The organism is Telluria sp. ZB4P37 (genome assembly GCF_059685855.1).
This window is the reverse complement of the sequence record NZ_JCASID010000002.1, coordinates 606,798-622,425: the sequence shown is the minus strand read 5'-3', so window position 1 is coordinate 622,425 and position 15,628 is coordinate 606,798. Positions and strand designations below refer to the sequence as shown.

Genomic DNA, 15,628 nt, shown 5'->3' with positions numbered 1-15,628 from the left:
CTAGACATGACGAAGATTGCGGACCTCCCGAACATCCATCCCGAACAACTCGACATGCCGAGCATGGAGAAACTGGCGCAGCAAGGCGACATGCGCCATCCGCCGCGCATCCTGCTGCTGTATGGCTCGCTGCGCGAGCGCTCGTTCAGCCGCTTCCTGACCTTCGAGGCGGCGCGCATCCTCGAGCACTTCGGCGCCGAGGTAAAGATCTTCGATCCAATGGACTTGCCGATGGCCGGCAGCGTGCCTGAAACGCATCCGAAGGTGGTCGAGCTGCGCGAGTTGTCGCTGTGGTCGGAAGGCCAGGTCTGGTGCAGTCCCGAGCGCCACGGCGCCATCACGGCGGTGATGAAGAACCAGATCGACTGGATCCCGCTGGAGCAGGGCGCGCTGCGTCCGAGCCAGGGCCGCACGCTGGCCGTGATGCAGGTATGCGGCGGTTCGCAATCGTTCAACGTCGTGAACACGATGCGGCTGCTGGGGCGGTGGATGCGCATGTTCACGATCCCGAACCAGTCTTCGGTGCCGATGGCCTACAAGGAGTTCGACGAGGAGGGCAGGATGCGTCCGTCCGCCTACTACGACCGCGTGGTGGACGTGATGGAGGAGCTTTTCAAGATCACGCTGCTCATGCGCGGGCGCAGCGATTATCTGACGGACCGTTATAGCGAGCGCAGCGAACGCGCGCTTCGCAGGATCAACGCGCAGATCGAGAAACTCTAGGAGCCGCCGTGCAGCCAGGGCGCGTGCAACTGAGCAGGAAAAAGGGCTGGAAGCTGCCGGCCAATACCGCCTCGGTGGCGCGACCCGGGCGCTGGGGCAATCCGTTCTCGGTGGTGCCGGATGCGCCGCCGGGCACCCCGGTCGGAACACGCTACATCGCGATGCCGACCGTGGCCGATGCCGTCGCCGCCTTCCGGCGCTGGGTGACGGAAGACCCGGCCGGCCAGCGCCTCGCGCAGGACGCGAAGCTGGCGCTGCGCGGCAAGAACCTGGCCTGCTGGTGCCCGCTCGATGGGCCCTGCCATGCCGAGGTCTTGCTCGACATCGCCAACCGCTGAGCGGGCCGGCGCGCGGCGCTTACTTGACCGCGACCACGCTGCCGATGCCCGACACCGACTTGCTCACGACGCGCGGGTTGCCGTAATAGGTCAGGTTGCCCATGCCCTGCACCTTGGCATGGAGCTTGTCCCTGGCATGCACGCTGACGGCGCCGATGCCTTCGAAGCTGACGTCGGCTTCCTGCGTGACCAGGTCCTTGGTGTCGACTTCGCCCACGCCCTGCGCACGCAGGCGCAGCGTGCGTACTTCGCCGTCGATGGCCAGGCGGCCGGCGCCGCGGTAACTGACGTCAAGGCGCTCGCCGCGCACGTTAGTCAGGCGCATGGCGCCCGCGCCTTCGCCGCGGAAGGTCTGCAGTTCGGGCATGGTCACCACCACGCGGTCGTTCGAATCGATGTCGATGGAGTTGCGGGTGCTTTCCTTCATGCTCAGGCGCAGCTCGCCGCCGACCACTTCGCTGGTCACGCGCTCGATAAAGCGCGCGTCGCCATAGACCTTGAGCGAGAAGGCCTTGCCGGCTTCCACGGTGAGGCTGACCGGGCCATGGACGTTGATGCCCTTGAATGGCGTGACGCTGCGCGCCTGCTCATCGGCGTGGACGTTGAGCGAAGCGACGGACAGGACGGCGGCGAGGATCAGGCGTTGCATGGTGGTCTCCGGTAAAGGTGTGGTATGAGGCCATTCTAGGGAGAGGCGCGGTGGCGGGGTGGCGTTTGCGACGAACTGCACAATTTCGGGGGTGGAAGGTCGCGGGAACGGATGATGGGTTTCCGACAAGGCCGGGAGCGCGCTTTGGCGCCGTCAATACGGATGTGGCGACATTTCCCGGCAAGTAGAATGTTGATCGCGACAAATGACTGCGCACGATTGCGCAGATGGCAATATTGTCTAAGGGTTAAGGCTATAATTTCCTTGTCACCTTATAGGCAATACCATGCACATCTCAACCGTTACCCTACCTGAAATGAAGCTCGCCGGGCTGCCGCTTGCAGGTCCGTTTTCGGTTCTGGAAGCGGACCTGCCGGACACCTGGGATACCTTTCTGGAGCGCGAAGGCGAGCTGGGCGAACCCAAAGGCATGCGCTACAGCCTGCGCCTGCAAGAAAAAGACGGTGTCTACCTCGAATGCGTCGCCACCGAGGTCGCCGATTTGAATTCCCTGCCGCCGGGCATGATCGCAATTCGCATTCCGGAGCGGCGTTACGCCTTGCTGACGCACCGCGGGCCGATGGCGCACGTGCCCGCCACTTACGTGACCGGCAACGCCGCGATCGAGCAACTGGGGATGGTCCCGGACGAAGAGGCCTGGCGCATCGAGCGCTATGACCGCCGCTATACGCCGACCATCGACGATGGCAACCGGCCGGACAATGTCTACGACATCCTCATCCCACTGCTGTAAGCTCGAATAACCTGCTGCGCGTTGCACTATCAGCCTGCGATGCTCGCTGTACGTTCGTACAGCGAGCATTTTCCCTTGGGGGCTCGGCCGACATTGCTGCCGCTCGCGACGGTTCTTCGAGCTTCCAATAATTTGGTGCCGGTATATTTCCCGACCGCCGGCGCCGGTAGGGCGGCTCGCGCCGCCAGCGTCCCTTCCCAAGGACAGGCACAGTCTGCCTGCCGATTGTGACAGGCGTTTGACGAAGGCCGGTCTTTCAGGGTGCGTCGTCGACAGGCCGGTCGTCCGGTTCCTCGTGGGTGGCTGCGAAGACCTCGTTTTCAGCGTATTGCGTCAGGTCGTCGCCGCCATCGAGCATGACCTCGGGCGGGTGGAGCATATCGTGCAGCATGTCGCGCAGCGCGGGTGTGTCCCAGGCGATGCCGGCACGCTCGCAGCGCTCGATATAGTTCAGCACTTCGCGGTTCTGCGCAGGACTCAGCGGGAGCCCATGCCAGGCGCCGGTGGGAGACAAATCGGTTTTCATCATGACCTCCTCCGCGACCCTCGGCCGCGTCCATCCACTATACGCCGCGGGGTGCTGCAGGGCGCACGGGACGGCAACCCATTTTCACCAGCCGCGGGCCGTTTTCCGGACCGCCCAAGCTCGGATATTGCTATACGGCTAACGTGCGCTGTTCCGTTACCTGCAGGTCTACACTCGACTCGCTCGACATCGTCTGATGTCAAAAGACAGGAACGCCGCCCGGCAGCTTCCAGAGCGGCACCCATGCCAATCAAAAATCAGGAGAACACCATGCAGAAGAATCAGGTCGTCAAGAAATTGCTCGCAGTGAGCGCAGTTGCCGCCATGTTCAGCGCCTTCGGCGTGCAGGCGCAAACCAGCGGCCAGACCGCCCAGTCGATGACGAACCAGACTGCAACGGGCAAGCAGAACATGACCGGCAAGACCGCTGCCGACGGCACCGTCAACAACACCAGCAGCCAGGGCATGGAACACCGCAGCGCCACCGGCGCCAAGGGCATGACCCATGCCGATAGCGCCAAGCCGCACACCGGCGCCACCGACACCGCACAAACCACCTCGGGCGCATCGGGCGCCACCGGCGCCACCGGTTCGGGCGCGGCCAAGCTCAGCGCCGCCGACAAGAAGGGCATCATGGATATGGCCATGGCCAACATGGCGGAAATCGAAGCCGGCAAGCTGGCACTGAGCAAGAGCCAGAACGCCGAGGTCAAGACCTTCGCCCAGCAGATGGTCGACGACCACGGCAAGGCCCAGACCGAAGTGCAGACCCTGGCGCAGTCGAAAGGCGTGACCCTGCCGACCGAACTCAATGCCAAGCACAAGGCCATGTCGGCCAAGCTGGAAAAGCTCAGCGGCGACGCCTTCGACAAGGCCTACATGAAGCAGGCGGGCCTGGCCGACCACAAGGCGACCCATGCCAGGCTGAAGTCGATCACCAAGAGCGCCAAGGATCCTGACGTGAAGGCCGTCGCCCAAAAGACCATGCCGACCGTCGAGCAGCACCTGAAGGCCGCGCAGCAGATGTCGACGGCGAAGTCGGGTACGACGTCGGGCAAGTAAGCAGTTTAATCAACCGGCCGGCGCGCTAGCAAGCGGGTTTGCCGGCGAGTCATCCGCACCGTGCCGGTGGGACGTTCGCGTTCCGCCGGCGCGTCCGTGCGTCAAGGAGAATCACCATGCAGAAGACCCAGCGCATCAGCACCGTGCTCGCCGCCTCGCTCGCCGCGGCAATGTTTGGCATCGCGCCGGCCCTGGCCGGCCAGGCTGCGCCGGCCGGCCAGGGTGCAGCGGCACCTGCCGCCGCACCTGCAGCCAAGCTGTCCGACGCCGACCGCGATGCGCTCACCGACCTGGCCATGGCCAACATGGCCGAGATCGCGACCGCGAAAATTGCGCTCGGCAAGAGCGCGAATCCCGAAGTCAAGGGCTTCGCCCAGCGCATGCTCGACGACCATACCAAGGCCCAGGCCGAAGTGCAGGACGTGGCCAAGGCCAAGGGCGTGGAACTGCCTGTCGAGCTCAACGTCAAGTACAAGGCCAAGTCGGCGATGCTCCAGGCCCTGAAAGGCGAGATCTTCAACCGCACCTATATCAAGCAGTCGGGCCGTACCGACCATCTCGATACGCACAAAAAGCTCAAGGAAAATCTCGACGACCTGAAGGATCCCGAGGTCAAGGCGCTGGTCACGAAGATCCGTCCGATTATCGAACAGCACCTGATCATGGCTGAGGAAATGATCGCCAAGTCCGGCCGCTCCACCATGGGTACGGCGGGCGCACCGACCAAGTAAGAACCGCCAGTTACGCGTTCAGATTACGGTGCCGCAGCCCGTGCGCCGGTTCAAATTGCAACTATTACCGCGTGGGCGGAGAATCCTCCCATGGGGTGATCCTCGTCAAGCCTGCGGGCTGCCTTTCCATTTCCCTTCGATGCGCTCGATCACGATCTCGATGCCGACGATCGCCTTGAGCATGCCGTCGATATAGGCCGGCGGTGCATCCGCGATCGACCAGGGCTGCACCTGGGCCGCCTCGTGGTGGGCGGTCTGCCCGTGCAGGAGGCCGAGCAGCCAGGCCGGGTCCTCGACCGTCCGCAGGCGTCCGTGCACATGCACCACCTGGTAATCCCAGGTCGGCACCACGCGTCCACCGGTGGCGGCCTTTTCCTGCTGGTCTGGTGGCACATAGCTGGCCGGACCGCGGAACACCACCAGCACCGGTTGCCCGGCCCGGCGCCAGACCGGATTGGCACGGGCGACGTGCGCACGCAGCACGCCGTGCGGAGCGGCCTCGAAGAATTCGAAAGGCAGGTGGTCGGAATCGGGCAGTGCGCCGTCGTGCGTCACCAGCATGCCCAGCGCGTATTCGGCGATCAGCGCCTGCATCGCCTGCGCCTCAGGCTGGCGATGGCGGGGCGGCAGGTACATCAGCTACCCTCCATGACGACAATTGCGGTCTTGAGCGAATTGGCGACGTAGCAGCGTTCGTGGGCGAGATGGTGGATGGCGTCGAGCTCGGCGCCCGTCGGCTGGCGCGCGCCGGCAAACACGATGGCGGGGCGCAGCTCGATGCGCGTCATCGCCATCCGGCCCTCTATATCCTGGTCGAGAGAACCCACGGCCCGGTCGGCATAGCTGTCCACCGTGAAGCCGCGCTGTCCCGCGATCGACAGGAAGAACAGCATATGGCAGCTCGAGGCCGCGGCCACCAGGGCTTCTTCCGGATCGAGCGCCGCCGGATCGGACATCGGCACGGGCACCGACAGCGGCGAGGATGAAGCGGGCACGCGCAGGCCGCCGTCGAACTGCCAGTCGTGGGCGCGGCTGTAGCGCCCGTCGAGGAAAGCCTGGCCGGCGCGCTGCCAGCTCACCTGTGCTTCGAACTGTTTCATTGGTCCCCCATTGTGGTCGAACCGTCATCATAAGTAGCGGCTTGGCTTGCTCAAAGGTCCAATCCGGGCGAAGATGGGCGTACCAATTTTATGTACATCCACGACCTGTTTGCCGCCGTTCCCCTGGAGCGCGCCGCCGCCACGCCACTGTTCCGCCAGCTCTACGCCTGGCTGAAGGACGCCATCCTGCAGGGCAGGCTGGCTCCCGGCGCGCGCCTGCCCGCCACGCGCGACTTGGCGCGGATGCTGAAGGTATCGCGCCAGACCGTGCTGGCCGCCTACGAGCAGCTCACAGCCGAGGGCTACCTGCGCGGCGGGGTCGGGCAGGGCACCTTCGTCGATGCGGCGCTGCCGGTAGCGCAGCATGCATCGCCTTCTTCCGCCGGCCTGCTGCGCCCCTTGCCGGAACGCGGCGCCGCGATGGCGTCGGCCATGTCGCGGGTGCGCTACCACGACGGCCCGGTGCGCGCCTTCCGGCCCAGCATGCCCGGGCTGGACCTGTTCCCCTTCGACACCTGGCGCAAGCTGGAGCTGCGCGCGCTGCGCCGACCGGGCCCGCACCTGGGCTACAGCGAGCCCGCCGGCCACCAGCCCCTGCGCGAACTGCTGTGCGCCTACCTGCGCGCCTCGCGCGGCGTGGTGTGCACGCCCGGGCAGATCGTGATCACGTCCGGCTCGCAGCAGGCCCTGTACCTGCTGGCCCACCTGCTGCTGGCGCCGGGCGACGGGGTCTGGGTCGAGTCGCCCGGCTACCAGGGCGCCTGCGCCCCGATGACGGTGGCCGGCGCGCGCATCTGCACGCTGCCCGTGGATGCCGAGGGCATGGACGTGGCCTACGGCGCCATGCATTACCCGGATGCGCGCATGGTGTTCGCAACGCCCTCGCACCAGCTGCCGCTGGGCGTCACCATGAGCCTGGGCCGGCGCCTGGCGCTGCTGCGCTGGGCGGTCGAGAACAAGGCCTGGGTCATCGAGGACGATTACGACAGCGAATACCGCTACACCGGCCCGCCGCTGGCTTCGCTGCAAAGCCTGGACAGCGCCGGCTGCGTGATCTATGTCGGCACGCTCTCCAAAGTGCTGTTCCCTGGCCTGCGCCTGGGCTATGTGGTGGCGCCGCCGGCGCTTGCCGAACCGCTGGCGCGCGCCAAGGCCGTGGTCGACCGCCACAGCGCCGTCGTGCCGCAGATGGTGCTGGCGGACTTCATCGGCGAAGGCCATTTCGCGCGCCACATCCGGCGCACGCGCGAAGCCTATGCCGAGCGGCGCGAAGCCCTGCTCGGGGCGATCGACGCGCGCCTCGGGGACCGGTTGCGCTGCGGGCCATCGGACGCGGGGCTGGATCTGTGCGTGCATTTTCGTCCCGGCTCCGGCGGCCGCTTTCCGAACGAGGCAAGGGTGGCGCAGGCCGCGCTCGATGCCGGTATCGAACTGCGTCCGCTTGCCTACTATGCCAATGCGCAGGCGGTACCGGCATGCGCGGTCGATCCGGGATTGCTGCTGGGGTTTTCGGCGGTCGGTCCCGCGGACATCCGGCGCGGCGTCGAGGGGCTGGCCTCCGTGCTGGCAGCTGCGCGCTGATTTATACTCCTGCGATGACACCTACCCGCTGCTCCTGGGCCAACATGGCCAACCCGCGCTATCTCGCTTACCACGATCATGAGTGGGGCGTGCCCTGCCACGACGAGACTACGCTGTTCGAGATGCTCAACCTCGAAGGCGCGCAGGCCGGCCTGTCGTGGGAGACTATCCTGAACAAGCGCGACAACTACCGCGCCGCCTTCGACAGCTGGGACGCCGAAAAAATCGCGCGCTACGGCGATGCCAAGACCGCCGAGCTGCTGGCCAATTCCGGCATCGTGCGCAACCGCCTGAAAGTGGCAAGCGCAATCACCAATGCCAAGGCCTATCTCGCCATGCGCGAGCAGGACCTGACGCTGGATGCCTACCTGTGGGGCTGGGTCGACGGCAAGCCGATCGTCAACGACTGGCCGGATGGATCGCGTCCCGCCAAGACCGAGCTGTCGGACCGGATCTCGAAAGACCTGGGCAAGCGCGGCTTCAAGTTCGTCGGCTCGACCATCATCTATGCCTACATGCAGGGCATCGGGATGGTGGACGACCATGACCGGGCCTGCTTCCGGCACGCCGGGCGCTGACATGGACCTGCGCGCGCACTGGCGTGGCCGCGAACGCTATACGGTGTTCGCCACAGGCTACGGCGATGGCGCAGCCGTGCGCGCGCTGCAGGCCGACTGGCTGGCCGACCCACAGCGGCCCGCGCGGCTGCACGTCGTGGCGCTCGCGACGGATTTACAGCCGGGTTTCCACCGTATCCCGCAGGACGATCCGCGCCTGACCTTGACCTTGCTCGCGATGCCGCCGGAAGCTGCCCTGGCGCAGCTGGGCGCGCAGCCCGACGCCGTGTTCCTGGATGCCGTCCCCGGAACCGGCTTCGTGCGACCGCTCGCGCGCATCGTCGCAAGCGACGCGCGCTTGCTTGCCACCGCGCTGGACGAGGAACAACGCGCGGCGCTGGCGGCGCAAGGCTTCGTGTTCGGCCGCGATAGCGAGGCCGTCTTCGCCAGCCGCAAGCCGCGCCTGCCGGTGCCGCCGATCCCCGAGCGGCGTGCGCTCGTCGTCGGGGCGGGGCTGGCCGGCGCCGCCGCTTGCGCCTCGCTGTGCGCGCGCGGCTGGGAAGTCACCCTCGTCGAACGCCACCCGGCGCCCGCCATGGAGGCCTCGGGCAACCTGGCTGGCATCTTCATGCCGCTGCTCTCGCGCGACGACAACCTCCCGACCCGCCTGACGCGCGCCGCCTACCTGTATGCGCTAAGGGCCTGGCGCCAGCTCGGGGGCATCGGCGGCGCGATCGAAGGCCAGGCCTGCGGCGTGCTGCAACTGGCGCGCGACGCCGGTCATGCCGAGGTCTCGCGCGCCATCGCATCCGAGGGAAATTACCCGCCGGAGTTCGCGCGCTGGCTCGAGCGCGAAGAGGCCGAAGCGCTGCTCGGCTTACCCGCTCCCGATGGCGGCTGGCAGTTCGCCCAGGGCGGCTGGGCGCGTCCCGGCAGCGTGTGCGAAACGATGCTGGCTGCCTGCGGCGAGCGGCTGACACGACGCTTCGGCGTGGGCAGCATCACGCTCGAAAGTGAAGACGGCGAGTGGCTGGCGCGCGCCGAAGATGGCGCCGTCGTCGCGCGTGCGCCGACCGTGGTGCTGGCCAGCGGCGCCGGCGCGCGCCGGCTGGCGCAATCCGCCGGCCTGCCGCTGGCCGCACTGCGCGGTCAGGTCACCCACTTGCCAAACGGCGCCGCGCCCCGCTTGCCGCTGGTGCTGTGCCGCGAAGCCTACCTGACCCCGGCAGCGGGCGGCATCCTGTGTGCCGGCGCCACCTATGACCTCGACGACGATCCACACCTGCGCGCCTCGAGCCAGCAGGAGAACATCGGGCGCCTGCGCGGCCTGGTGTCCGACCCGATTGCTGCCGAAGGCGTGCCGTTGGCCGGCCGCGTGGGCTTCCGGTGCGTGGCGCCGGACCGCCTGCCGCTGGTGGGCCGCCTCCCGGATTTCGCCGCCGCCGGCGCCACCGAACGCCTGCGCGACGTCCCGCGCCATCGCGGCCTGCATTGCCTGCTCGGCTATGCCTCGCGCGGCCTGATCTGGGCGCCGCTCGCCGCCGAACTGCTCGCGGCCCAACTCGAGGGCGAACCGCTACCGCTGGAAACCGCGCTGGTCGACGCGCTTGACCCGGCCCGCTTCGTGCTGCGTGCGCGGCGCTCCGGCAAGGCGCCGCTCGCTGGTCCGGACTGAGACCGTCTGCCCGGTTGCGGCCGGTGGTTCGGTGGCCTCAAGGCTTGAAGAGGGCCTCGGACGGCAGTTCCCTGGCCTGGCGTCGTGCTGCTCCTTCATTCTCGCGCAGCACGCGCAAGATATTTCCGCGAGCTGCCTTGGCCATGTCCTCGTCGGTCCAGCCGCGGCGCGCCAATTCCTGGAAGAGGGCCGGATACTTGTCCACGCCGTCCAGTCCATCGGGGGTGTGCATGATCCCGTCGAGGTCGGCGCCGATGCCGACGCTGTCTGCGCCGGCGACCTTGCGAATGTGGTCCATGTGGTCGGCGACCATCGAGATGGTGGCGCGCGGTGCAGGATTGTTCTTTTTCCACGCATCGAGCGCGGCGGCGGCGCGCTCCGGTTGACCGATGTACAGGCCGGCGTAGGGAGGCGCATTGTAGCGGCTCTGTTCCGCGGCAAGCGCTGCTTCGTAGGTGGCAACGGCCTGCGAAACGTAACCTGGATTGAAGTTCACCATCACGATGCCACGGTTTTTTGCGACCAGTGCCAGAACCTCATCGTCCACACCGCGCGGATGGTCGAGCAAGGCGCGGGCATTCGAGTGAGAAAACATGACCGGCGCCCGGCTCGCGCGCAAGGCTGCCTTCATCGCCTCGGGAGAGACATGACTCAGGTCCACCATCATGCCAAGACGGTTCATCTCGCCGACCACGGCAAGGCCGAATGGCGACAAGCCCTTGTGCACCGGGTTGTCCGTGGCTGAATCGGCCCAGCCGGTGTTCGACGTGTGCGTGAGCGTCATGTAACGCGCGCCCATCGCGTACAACTGGCGAAGCACCGACAGGGAATTATCGATCTGGTGGCCGCCTTCGATCCCGATCAGGGAGGCGATACGGCTCGTTTTCCTGGCGCGTTCGATATCGTCGGCGCTGTACGCCATGACCAGATGGTCGGGATAGCGCTGCACCATCCGCTTGGCCAGGTCGATCTGTTCGATGGTCATCTTGATGGCCGCGGGTCCCGTCACGCCGGTGGGAATCCATACCGACCAGAACTGTCCTCCCACATGGCCGGCCCGCAGGCGCGGCACGTCGGTCATCAACGGCGGCAAATCGGATGGTCCACCCGGCGCCGGCGGCAGCGTGGCGGTGTTCGATCCCAGGTCGATCTTTCCGAGGTCGCTGCCGTAGCGATCGCGAAGCTCCCACAACAAATCGTTATGCGCATCAATGACGGGCGAGGTCTTCAGCAGCCTGCTGACCCGGGCACCCGTATCGGCATGCTGCGCCGCGGCCGGCAGCGCGGTGCAGATACCAAGTGCGATCGCAAGGGCAAGGAGGGGGCATCGGGATGAGTGTTTCATGGGTGCCTGTGGTGTGCGTCGAATTGTATGGATGGCATGGTGGACGAGAGCCTGAATGCGGTGATCAGGTCCGTCCGTGAGCGAACCCGACCGTTTGTTCAGCATAGCAGCTTGCCAATGCGCGGCATCGTTATAGGAATGTCGCTCAGCCAGCCCAGGCGGCAACCGCACTGATTACTGTTGAGTTTTTTTTCAGTCGGCGCATAATCGGCGTCATCCCCGATAGCTTTCCAAAAGAACATGACCGCCACTCAACGTTCTGCGCCAGCGCCGCGCCGCGCGGCTCATTTCTATCATTTGACCGGCATCCTGCTCGCGGCCTCCCTGGCCGCATGCGGCGGAGGTGGCGGCGGTTCTCCGGCACCCGCCCTGCCGGTGGTAGTGACGCCGCCACCGCCGCCGCCAGTCGCGGCGCTGCCGGGCAGCTACGCCGATCCGGTCATCTATTCCGGAGGAGCCTCGGCCGCGCTGGCCAGTGCGACGGAGAACGCCGCCACGGTCCAGGCGCGCATCAGCCTGGAGGGCCGTCCGCTCGACTACACCGCCACCACCGGCCACCTGACGGCGACCGACCTGCAGACCGGACAGCCGGCGGCGTCCTTCTTCTACGTCGCCTATACCGCCGGCGCGCTGCCGGCGGCGCAGCGGCCGGTCACCTTCTTCTACAACGGCGGCCCGGGTTCGGCCTCGATCTGGCTGCACCTGGGCTCGTTCGGACCGCGCCGGATGGCCACCACTTTCCCATCGACCGAGCCGCCCGTGACTGCGCCGGCATTGGTCGACAACCAGGAAACGCTGCTGGACCATTCCGACCTGGTATTTGTCGACGCCATCGGCACCGGCTATTCGCAGGCGATCGCGCCGCGCACCAATGCCCAGTTCTGGGGCGTCGACCAGGACGCGGCGGCCTTCCGCGACTTCGTGCGCCGCTATCTCGCCGCTAATAACCGGCAGGCCTCGCCGGTCTACCTGTTCGGCGAATCCTACGGCGGACCGCGCACCGCCGTACTGGCCAACCTGTTGGAGAGCGCCGGGGTGCGCGTGGCCGGCGTCATGCTGCAATCGCCGGCGATGAACTACAACTCCAACTGCGGCGTGTTCAATCCCGGCCAGCTCAGCTGCGAAGGCTATCTGCCGAGCTATGCGGCCGTATCGAGCTACTACCAGAACGGCGGCAGCCTGCCGACTGACTTCTCGTCGGTCTTGCAGCGCGTGCGCGAGTTCGCCGCAGGCGCCTACCGCAGCGAGGTCGGCGCCTTCCTTGCCAGCGGCGTGCCGCCGACCGACGCCACCGTGACCCAGCTGGCCGGTTACACCGGACTGCCGGCGCTGACTTGGCGCCAGGACTTGTCGATGGTCCCCGGCGCCTATCGCGCGCGCCTGCAGCCGGGGCAGGTGATCGGACGCTACGACGCCCGGGTGCGCGCCCCCGTCGGCAGTGCGCTGGCGGCCGGCGGCGACCCGTCGCTCAATATAGTCGGCAACGTCTTCAACAGCAGCATCCGCGGCTATCTCGAAACCGAACTGCGCTACAAGGCGCTGACGCCCTACCTCGGCTCGAACAATGTGCTCGACCAGTGGCAGTTCGCCCACGACGGCAAGGCGCTGCCCGACACGATCCCGGACCTGGCCGCGGCCCTAACGCTCAATCCCGCCATGAAGGTGCTCGCCATGGGCGGCTACCATGACCTGGCGACGCCGTTCTACCAAACCGAGCTTGACCTGGCGCGGCTGGGCTCCAGCGCCGGGATCCAGATCCGCAACTACGACAGCGGGCACATGAGCTACCTCGACGACCGCGTGCGCCGCCTCCAGAAGGCCGACCTGCGCACCTTCTACAACAGCCAATCGGTGGCACAATGAAAACCATGCTTCTGTTCCTACTCCTTGCCAGCGCGGCGGCCCCGGCCGCGGCGGAGCCCCAGGTCGGCGTCGACGGCATGGTGCCGCCAGCGCTGCGCAACCGTGCGGCCGAAGCGCCGCCGGCAACCGGCGCGGCGCTGCGCGCGCAGGCGCTGGCCAAGCTGGAGAAGCAATTCCGGGCGGCGGATGTCGACGGCAACGGCAGCCTGTCGGCCGACGAAGCGAAGAATTTTGGCTTCGTTGCCAGGCATTTCGACGAGATCGACACCGGGCGCCGCGGCGCCGTCAGCTTCGATGATTTGCGCGCCTATCTGACGCGGATGAAAGCAGACCGGCGCTAGGCCGTGAGCCGAAATGCGCTTGCAATGACTGTCTCTTCCGGTCAGGTGACTTGCTCGCTTTGAGGAAGACGCGGACGCTAATATAGGCCTGCGACCGCCCAATCGTCGCCGTTCGTCACCCGACTGATTCTCGCATTTGCCGGATATTCTTTTAGCGTCGGTTTTTCAGCCCGCAGGGCACATGGTTGCCGTCCTGGGAGGGCGGGCTGGCCTTGCTATTGATTGGCATGTCACCACTGTATATCGCTGCTTGCTTCTTCTTTGTGAAGCAGGGTGCGCTCACGTCCTCAATGCTTCGTCGTTCGCCAGTTCGCCAGCGTGAGGCTTGAACCGGCCGAAATCTGCCTTGTAACGGCAGTGCTTTGGTATGCTGGCGGTAACTGTATACAACAAAAGCAGACCCGCTCAATCGAAGGAGACAAGCTTGAAATTGCCACGCCCACCCCGCCTCGCCGCGCTGTTCGCGCTGACCGCCATCGCCGTCGCCAGCAGCGCGCTGGCCGCACCGAAAGCCACACCGACTGTGGCCGATGCCGAGAAGTTTTTATTGGCCACCGAAACCCGGTTCGCCAACGAGTACGAGAACATAGTCCGCGCTCAATGGATCGGCGCGAACTTCATCACCGACGACAGCGAAGCGATTGCGGCCTATTTCGGGGAAAAGGCCCTGACGGCGCAGGGGGAGGCGGCTCTGGCCGCACGCCGTTACAACGGCCTCAAGCTGAAGGATGACCCGGCGCGCAAGCTCAAGCTGCTGCAGCTGACCCTGATGCTGTCGGATCCGACGGAGCGCGCTGACTACGCCAGCAAGCAGGCTGCCCTGTCCGGCGCCTACGGCAAAGCCAAATACTGCCCGAGCGAATCGAAGGATGCCTGCCTTGCGCTGGGCGACCTTGAAAAGACCTTGGCCACTAGCCGCGATCCCGTCAAGCTGAAAGACGCCTGGACCGGCTGGCACCAGCAGGCGCCGAGCTACAAGCAGACCTATGTCGACTACGTGGCTCTGTCCAACAAGGGCGCGCGCGAAATGGGCTTTGCCGACACCGGCGCCCTGTGGCGCTCGCAGTACGACATGAAGCCCGAGCAGTTCGCCGCCGAGATGGAGCGCATGTGGCAGCAGGTCAAGCCGCTGTACGATTCGCTGCACACCTACACCCGCCTGAAGCTGCGCCAGAACTACGGCGGGGCCGTGGTGCCGGCCAGCGGTCCGGTGCCGGCTCACCTGTTCGGCAATATGTGGAGCCAGAACTGGGAGCACATCTATCCGCTGCTCAAGCCGGCTACCGGCAGCAGCAGCTTCGACTTGAGCAAGGTGCTGGTCGAGCGCAAAACTTCGGCCAAGGAAATGTCGCAGTACGCCGAGCGCTTCTACACCTCGCTCGGCATGCCGAAGCTGCCGGAGAGCTTCTGGACCCGCTCCCTGCTGACCAAACCGGGCGACCGCGACGTGGTGTGCCACGCATCGGCCTGGAGCCTCGACCGCCTGGACGACGTGCGCATGAAGATGTGCATCACGCCGACTGCCGAAGACTTCAAGACCATCCACCACGAGCTGGGCCACATCTATTACTTCCTGGCCTACAAGAAGCAGCCGATCCTGTTCCAGACCGGCGCCAACGATGGCTTCCACGAAGCCATTGGCGACACGGTCGCGCTGTCGATGACGCCAAGCTACTACCAGCAGCTCGGCTTCATGGACAAGGCACCCGAGGCCAATGCCGACATCGGCGAATTGCTGCAGGTGGCCCTGTCCAAGGTGGCCTTCCTGCCGTTTGCCTACTCGGTCGACAAATGGCGCTGGGATGTGTATGCCGGCAAGGTCAAGCCGGAAGACTACGACAAAACCTGGTGGCAGCTGCGCGAGCAGTACATGGGCGTGAGCCGCCCGACGCCGATGGCCGCGGGCGGATTCGATGCCGGCGCCAAGTACCACGTGGCAGCCGACGTGCCGTACGCACGCTACTTCCTGGCCCATCTGCTGCAGTTCCAGCTGCACCGCTCCCTGTGCGCGGAAGCCGGCTACAAAGGGCCGCTCCACCGTTGCTCGATCTATGGCAGCCAGAAGGCGGGTGCCAAGTTGCAAAGTCTGCTGGAAATGGGCGCGAGCAAGCCATGGCAGGAGGCGCTGAGGGTGGCCACGGGTGAAGACAAGATCGACGGCTCCGCATTGCTAGACTATTTTGCGCCATTGAAAACCTGGTTGGACGAGCAGAATAAACAGCTGGCCGCAGTCGAGGTCAAGAAGTAACAGCGATTAGCACGGATATGGCCGGTGCAAACCGGCCATGCGCTTGTGCTTATTTTGCGTCGGTCACTTTGATGCCGGAGATTATGGCATCGGTCACGTCGCCACATACTCGACGTCCTCGATGAGGCGTTGAAA

The 15,628-nt window shown here is 66.0% G+C and carries 16 protein-coding genes; 11 read left to right on the top strand and 5 right to left on the bottom strand.

Translation table 11 applies throughout. From position 1 onward, the window contains the following. Positions 1–6: 6 nt before the first annotated feature. Together arsH and AC56K1_RS07175 are read left to right on the top strand one after the other, a co-directional pair. Positions 7–723 carry an arsenical resistance protein ArsH gene (arsH, locus tag AC56K1_RS07180; protein WP_497157142.1) on the top strand — a complete coding sequence of 239 codons (717 nt, stop codon included), beginning with the start codon at positions 7–9 and terminating at the stop codon, positions 721–723. Between the two features lie 8 nt (positions 724–731). After that, positions 732–1,061 carry a DUF4326 domain-containing protein gene (locus AC56K1_RS07175; RefSeq protein WP_497157141.1) on the top strand — a complete coding sequence of 110 codons (330 nt, stop codon included), beginning with the start codon at positions 732–734 and terminating at the stop codon, positions 1,059–1,061. Positions 1,062–1,080: 19 nt separating this feature from the next. Here AC56K1_RS07175 and AC56K1_RS07170 read toward each other — a convergent pair whose 3' ends face one another. Then, positions 1,081–1,710 carry a GIN domain-containing protein gene (locus AC56K1_RS07170; protein WP_497157140.1) on the bottom strand — a complete coding sequence of 210 codons (630 nt, stop codon included), beginning with the start codon at positions 1,708–1,710 and terminating at the stop codon, positions 1,081–1,083. 286 nt (positions 1,711–1,996) lie between these two features. Between AC56K1_RS07170 and AC56K1_RS07165 the strand changes: the two genes are divergently transcribed. Then, positions 1,997–2,464: a GyrI-like domain-containing protein gene (locus tag AC56K1_RS07165; protein ID WP_497157139.1), complete on the top strand. Its 468-nt coding sequence runs from the start codon at positions 1,997–1,999 to the stop codon at positions 2,462–2,464. A 256-nt stretch (positions 2,465–2,720) separates the two neighbouring features. On the opposite strand, the gene AC56K1_RS07160 is transcribed toward AC56K1_RS07165, so the two are convergent. After that, positions 2,721–2,993, bottom strand: a complete 273-nt coding sequence (locus AC56K1_RS07160; RefSeq protein ID WP_497157138.1) for a hypothetical protein — start codon at positions 2,991–2,993, stop codon at positions 2,721–2,723. A gap of 267 nt (positions 2,994–3,260) precedes the next feature. Here AC56K1_RS07160 and AC56K1_RS07155 point away from each other — a divergent pair, with 267 nt between their 5' ends. After that, the gene (locus AC56K1_RS07155) at positions 3,261–4,052 is read left to right on the top strand and encodes a DUF4142 domain-containing protein (RefSeq protein WP_497157137.1); all 792 of its coding nucleotides are present in this window, start codon (positions 3,261–3,263) and stop codon (positions 4,050–4,052) included. A gap of 116 nt (positions 4,053–4,168) precedes the next feature. Beyond that, positions 4,169–4,783 (top strand): DUF4142 domain-containing protein, encoded by a 615-nt coding sequence (locus tag AC56K1_RS07150; RefSeq protein WP_497157136.1) that lies wholly within the window; start codon positions 4,169–4,171, stop codon positions 4,781–4,783. A gap of 105 nt (positions 4,784–4,888) precedes the next feature. On the opposite strand, the gene AC56K1_RS07145 is transcribed toward AC56K1_RS07150, so the two are convergent. Further along, positions 4,889–5,419, bottom strand: a complete 531-nt coding sequence (locus tag AC56K1_RS07145) for an FMN-binding negative transcriptional regulator (protein ID WP_497157135.1) — start codon at positions 5,417–5,419, stop codon at positions 4,889–4,891. Next, complete coding sequence (locus AC56K1_RS07140) at positions 5,419–5,883, bottom strand: OsmC family protein (RefSeq protein WP_497157134.1); 465 nt, start codon at positions 5,881–5,883, stop codon at positions 5,419–5,421. Before AC56K1_RS07140 ends, AC56K1_RS07145 begins: the two co-directional genes overlap by 1 nt. A 90-nt stretch (positions 5,884–5,973) precedes the next feature. Between AC56K1_RS07140 and pdxR the strand changes: the two genes are divergently transcribed. From pdxR to mnmC1, 3 genes are read left to right on the top strand one after another with little or no spacing between them, the layout of a single operon-like run. Continuing rightward, complete coding sequence (gene pdxR, locus AC56K1_RS07135; RefSeq protein ID WP_497157133.1) at positions 5,974–7,464, top strand: MocR-like pyridoxine biosynthesis transcription factor PdxR; 1,491 nt, start codon at positions 5,974–5,976, stop codon at positions 7,462–7,464. 14 nt (positions 7,465–7,478) lie between these two features. Next, complete coding sequence (locus tag AC56K1_RS07130; RefSeq protein WP_497157132.1) at positions 7,479–8,042, top strand: DNA-3-methyladenine glycosylase I; 564 nt, start codon at positions 7,479–7,481, stop codon at positions 8,040–8,042. Continuing rightward, entirely contained in the window at positions 8,008–9,696 is a 1,689-nt protein-coding gene (gene mnmC1, locus AC56K1_RS07125) for an FAD-dependent 5-carboxymethylaminomethyl-2-thiouridine(34) oxidoreductase MnmC1 (RefSeq protein WP_497157131.1), read from the top strand. Before AC56K1_RS07130 ends, mnmC1 begins: the two co-directional genes overlap by 35 nt. A gap of 37 nt (positions 9,697–9,733) precedes the next feature. Here mnmC1 and AC56K1_RS07120 read toward each other — a convergent pair whose 3' ends face one another. After that, positions 9,734–11,041, bottom strand: a complete 1,308-nt coding sequence (locus AC56K1_RS07120; RefSeq protein WP_497157130.1) for a dipeptidase — start codon at positions 11,039–11,041, stop codon at positions 9,734–9,736. Positions 11,042–11,281: 240 nt separating this feature from the next. Between AC56K1_RS07120 and AC56K1_RS07115 the strand changes: the two genes are divergently transcribed. From AC56K1_RS07115 to AC56K1_RS07105, 3 genes are all read left to right on the top strand, one after another. Further along, positions 11,282–12,904, top strand: coding sequence for a S10 family peptidase (locus AC56K1_RS07115; RefSeq protein ID WP_497157129.1), 1,623 nt, complete (start codon positions 11,282–11,284; stop codon positions 12,902–12,904). After that, positions 12,901–13,245, top strand: coding sequence for an EF-hand domain-containing protein (locus tag AC56K1_RS07110; RefSeq protein ID WP_497157128.1), 345 nt, complete (start codon positions 12,901–12,903; stop codon positions 13,243–13,245). The genes AC56K1_RS07115 and AC56K1_RS07110 overlap by 4 nt, the downstream gene beginning before the upstream one ends. A 424-nt stretch (positions 13,246–13,669) precedes the next feature. After that, a complete protein-coding gene (locus AC56K1_RS07105; RefSeq protein WP_497157127.1) occupies positions 13,670–15,493 on the top strand; it encodes a M2 family metallopeptidase in 1,824 nt (607 codons plus the stop codon). The last annotated feature ends 135 nt before the right edge of the window (positions 15,494–15,628 follow it).

Excerpts from the sequence above, each read along its gene's own strand:
- arsH (WP_497157142.1), top strand. The coding sequence starts at position 7 with ATGACGAAGATTGCGGACCTCCCGAACATCCATCCCGAACAACTCGAC.
- AC56K1_RS07170 (WP_497157140.1), bottom strand. The coding sequence starts at position 1,710 with ATGCAACGCCTGATCCTCGCCGCCGTCCTGTCCGTCGCTTCGCTCAAC.
- AC56K1_RS07165 (WP_497157139.1), top strand. The coding sequence starts at position 1,997 with ATGCACATCTCAACCGTTACCCTACCTGAAATGAAGCTCGCCGGGCTG.
- AC56K1_RS07160 (WP_497157138.1), bottom strand. The coding sequence starts at position 2,993 with ATGATGAAAACCGATTTGTCTCCCACCGGCGCCTGGCATGGGCTCCCG.
- AC56K1_RS07155 (WP_497157137.1), top strand. The coding sequence starts at position 3,261 with ATGCAGAAGAATCAGGTCGTCAAGAAATTGCTCGCAGTGAGCGCAGTT.
- AC56K1_RS07150 (WP_497157136.1), top strand. The coding sequence starts at position 4,169 with ATGCAGAAGACCCAGCGCATCAGCACCGTGCTCGCCGCCTCGCTCGCC.
- AC56K1_RS07145 (WP_497157135.1), bottom strand. The coding sequence starts at position 5,419 with ATGTACCTGCCGCCCCGCCATCGCCAGCCTGAGGCGCAGGCGATGCAG.
- AC56K1_RS07140 (WP_497157134.1), bottom strand. The coding sequence starts at position 5,883 with ATGAAACAGTTCGAAGCACAGGTGAGCTGGCAGCGCGCCGGCCAGGCT.
- pdxR (WP_497157133.1), top strand. The coding sequence starts at position 5,974 with ATGTACATCCACGACCTGTTTGCCGCCGTTCCCCTGGAGCGCGCCGCC.
- AC56K1_RS07130 (WP_497157132.1), top strand. The coding sequence starts at position 7,479 with ATGACACCTACCCGCTGCTCCTGGGCCAACATGGCCAACCCGCGCTAT.
- mnmC1 (WP_497157131.1), top strand. The coding sequence starts at position 8,008 with ATGACCGGGCCTGCTTCCGGCACGCCGGGCGCTGACATGGACCTGCGC.
- AC56K1_RS07120 (WP_497157130.1), bottom strand. The coding sequence starts at position 11,041 with ATGAAACACTCATCCCGATGCCCCCTCCTTGCCCTTGCGATCGCACTT.
- AC56K1_RS07115 (WP_497157129.1), top strand. The coding sequence starts at position 11,282 with ATGACCGCCACTCAACGTTCTGCGCCAGCGCCGCGCCGCGCGGCTCAT.
- AC56K1_RS07110 (WP_497157128.1), top strand. The coding sequence starts at position 12,901 with ATGAAAACCATGCTTCTGTTCCTACTCCTTGCCAGCGCGGCGGCCCCG.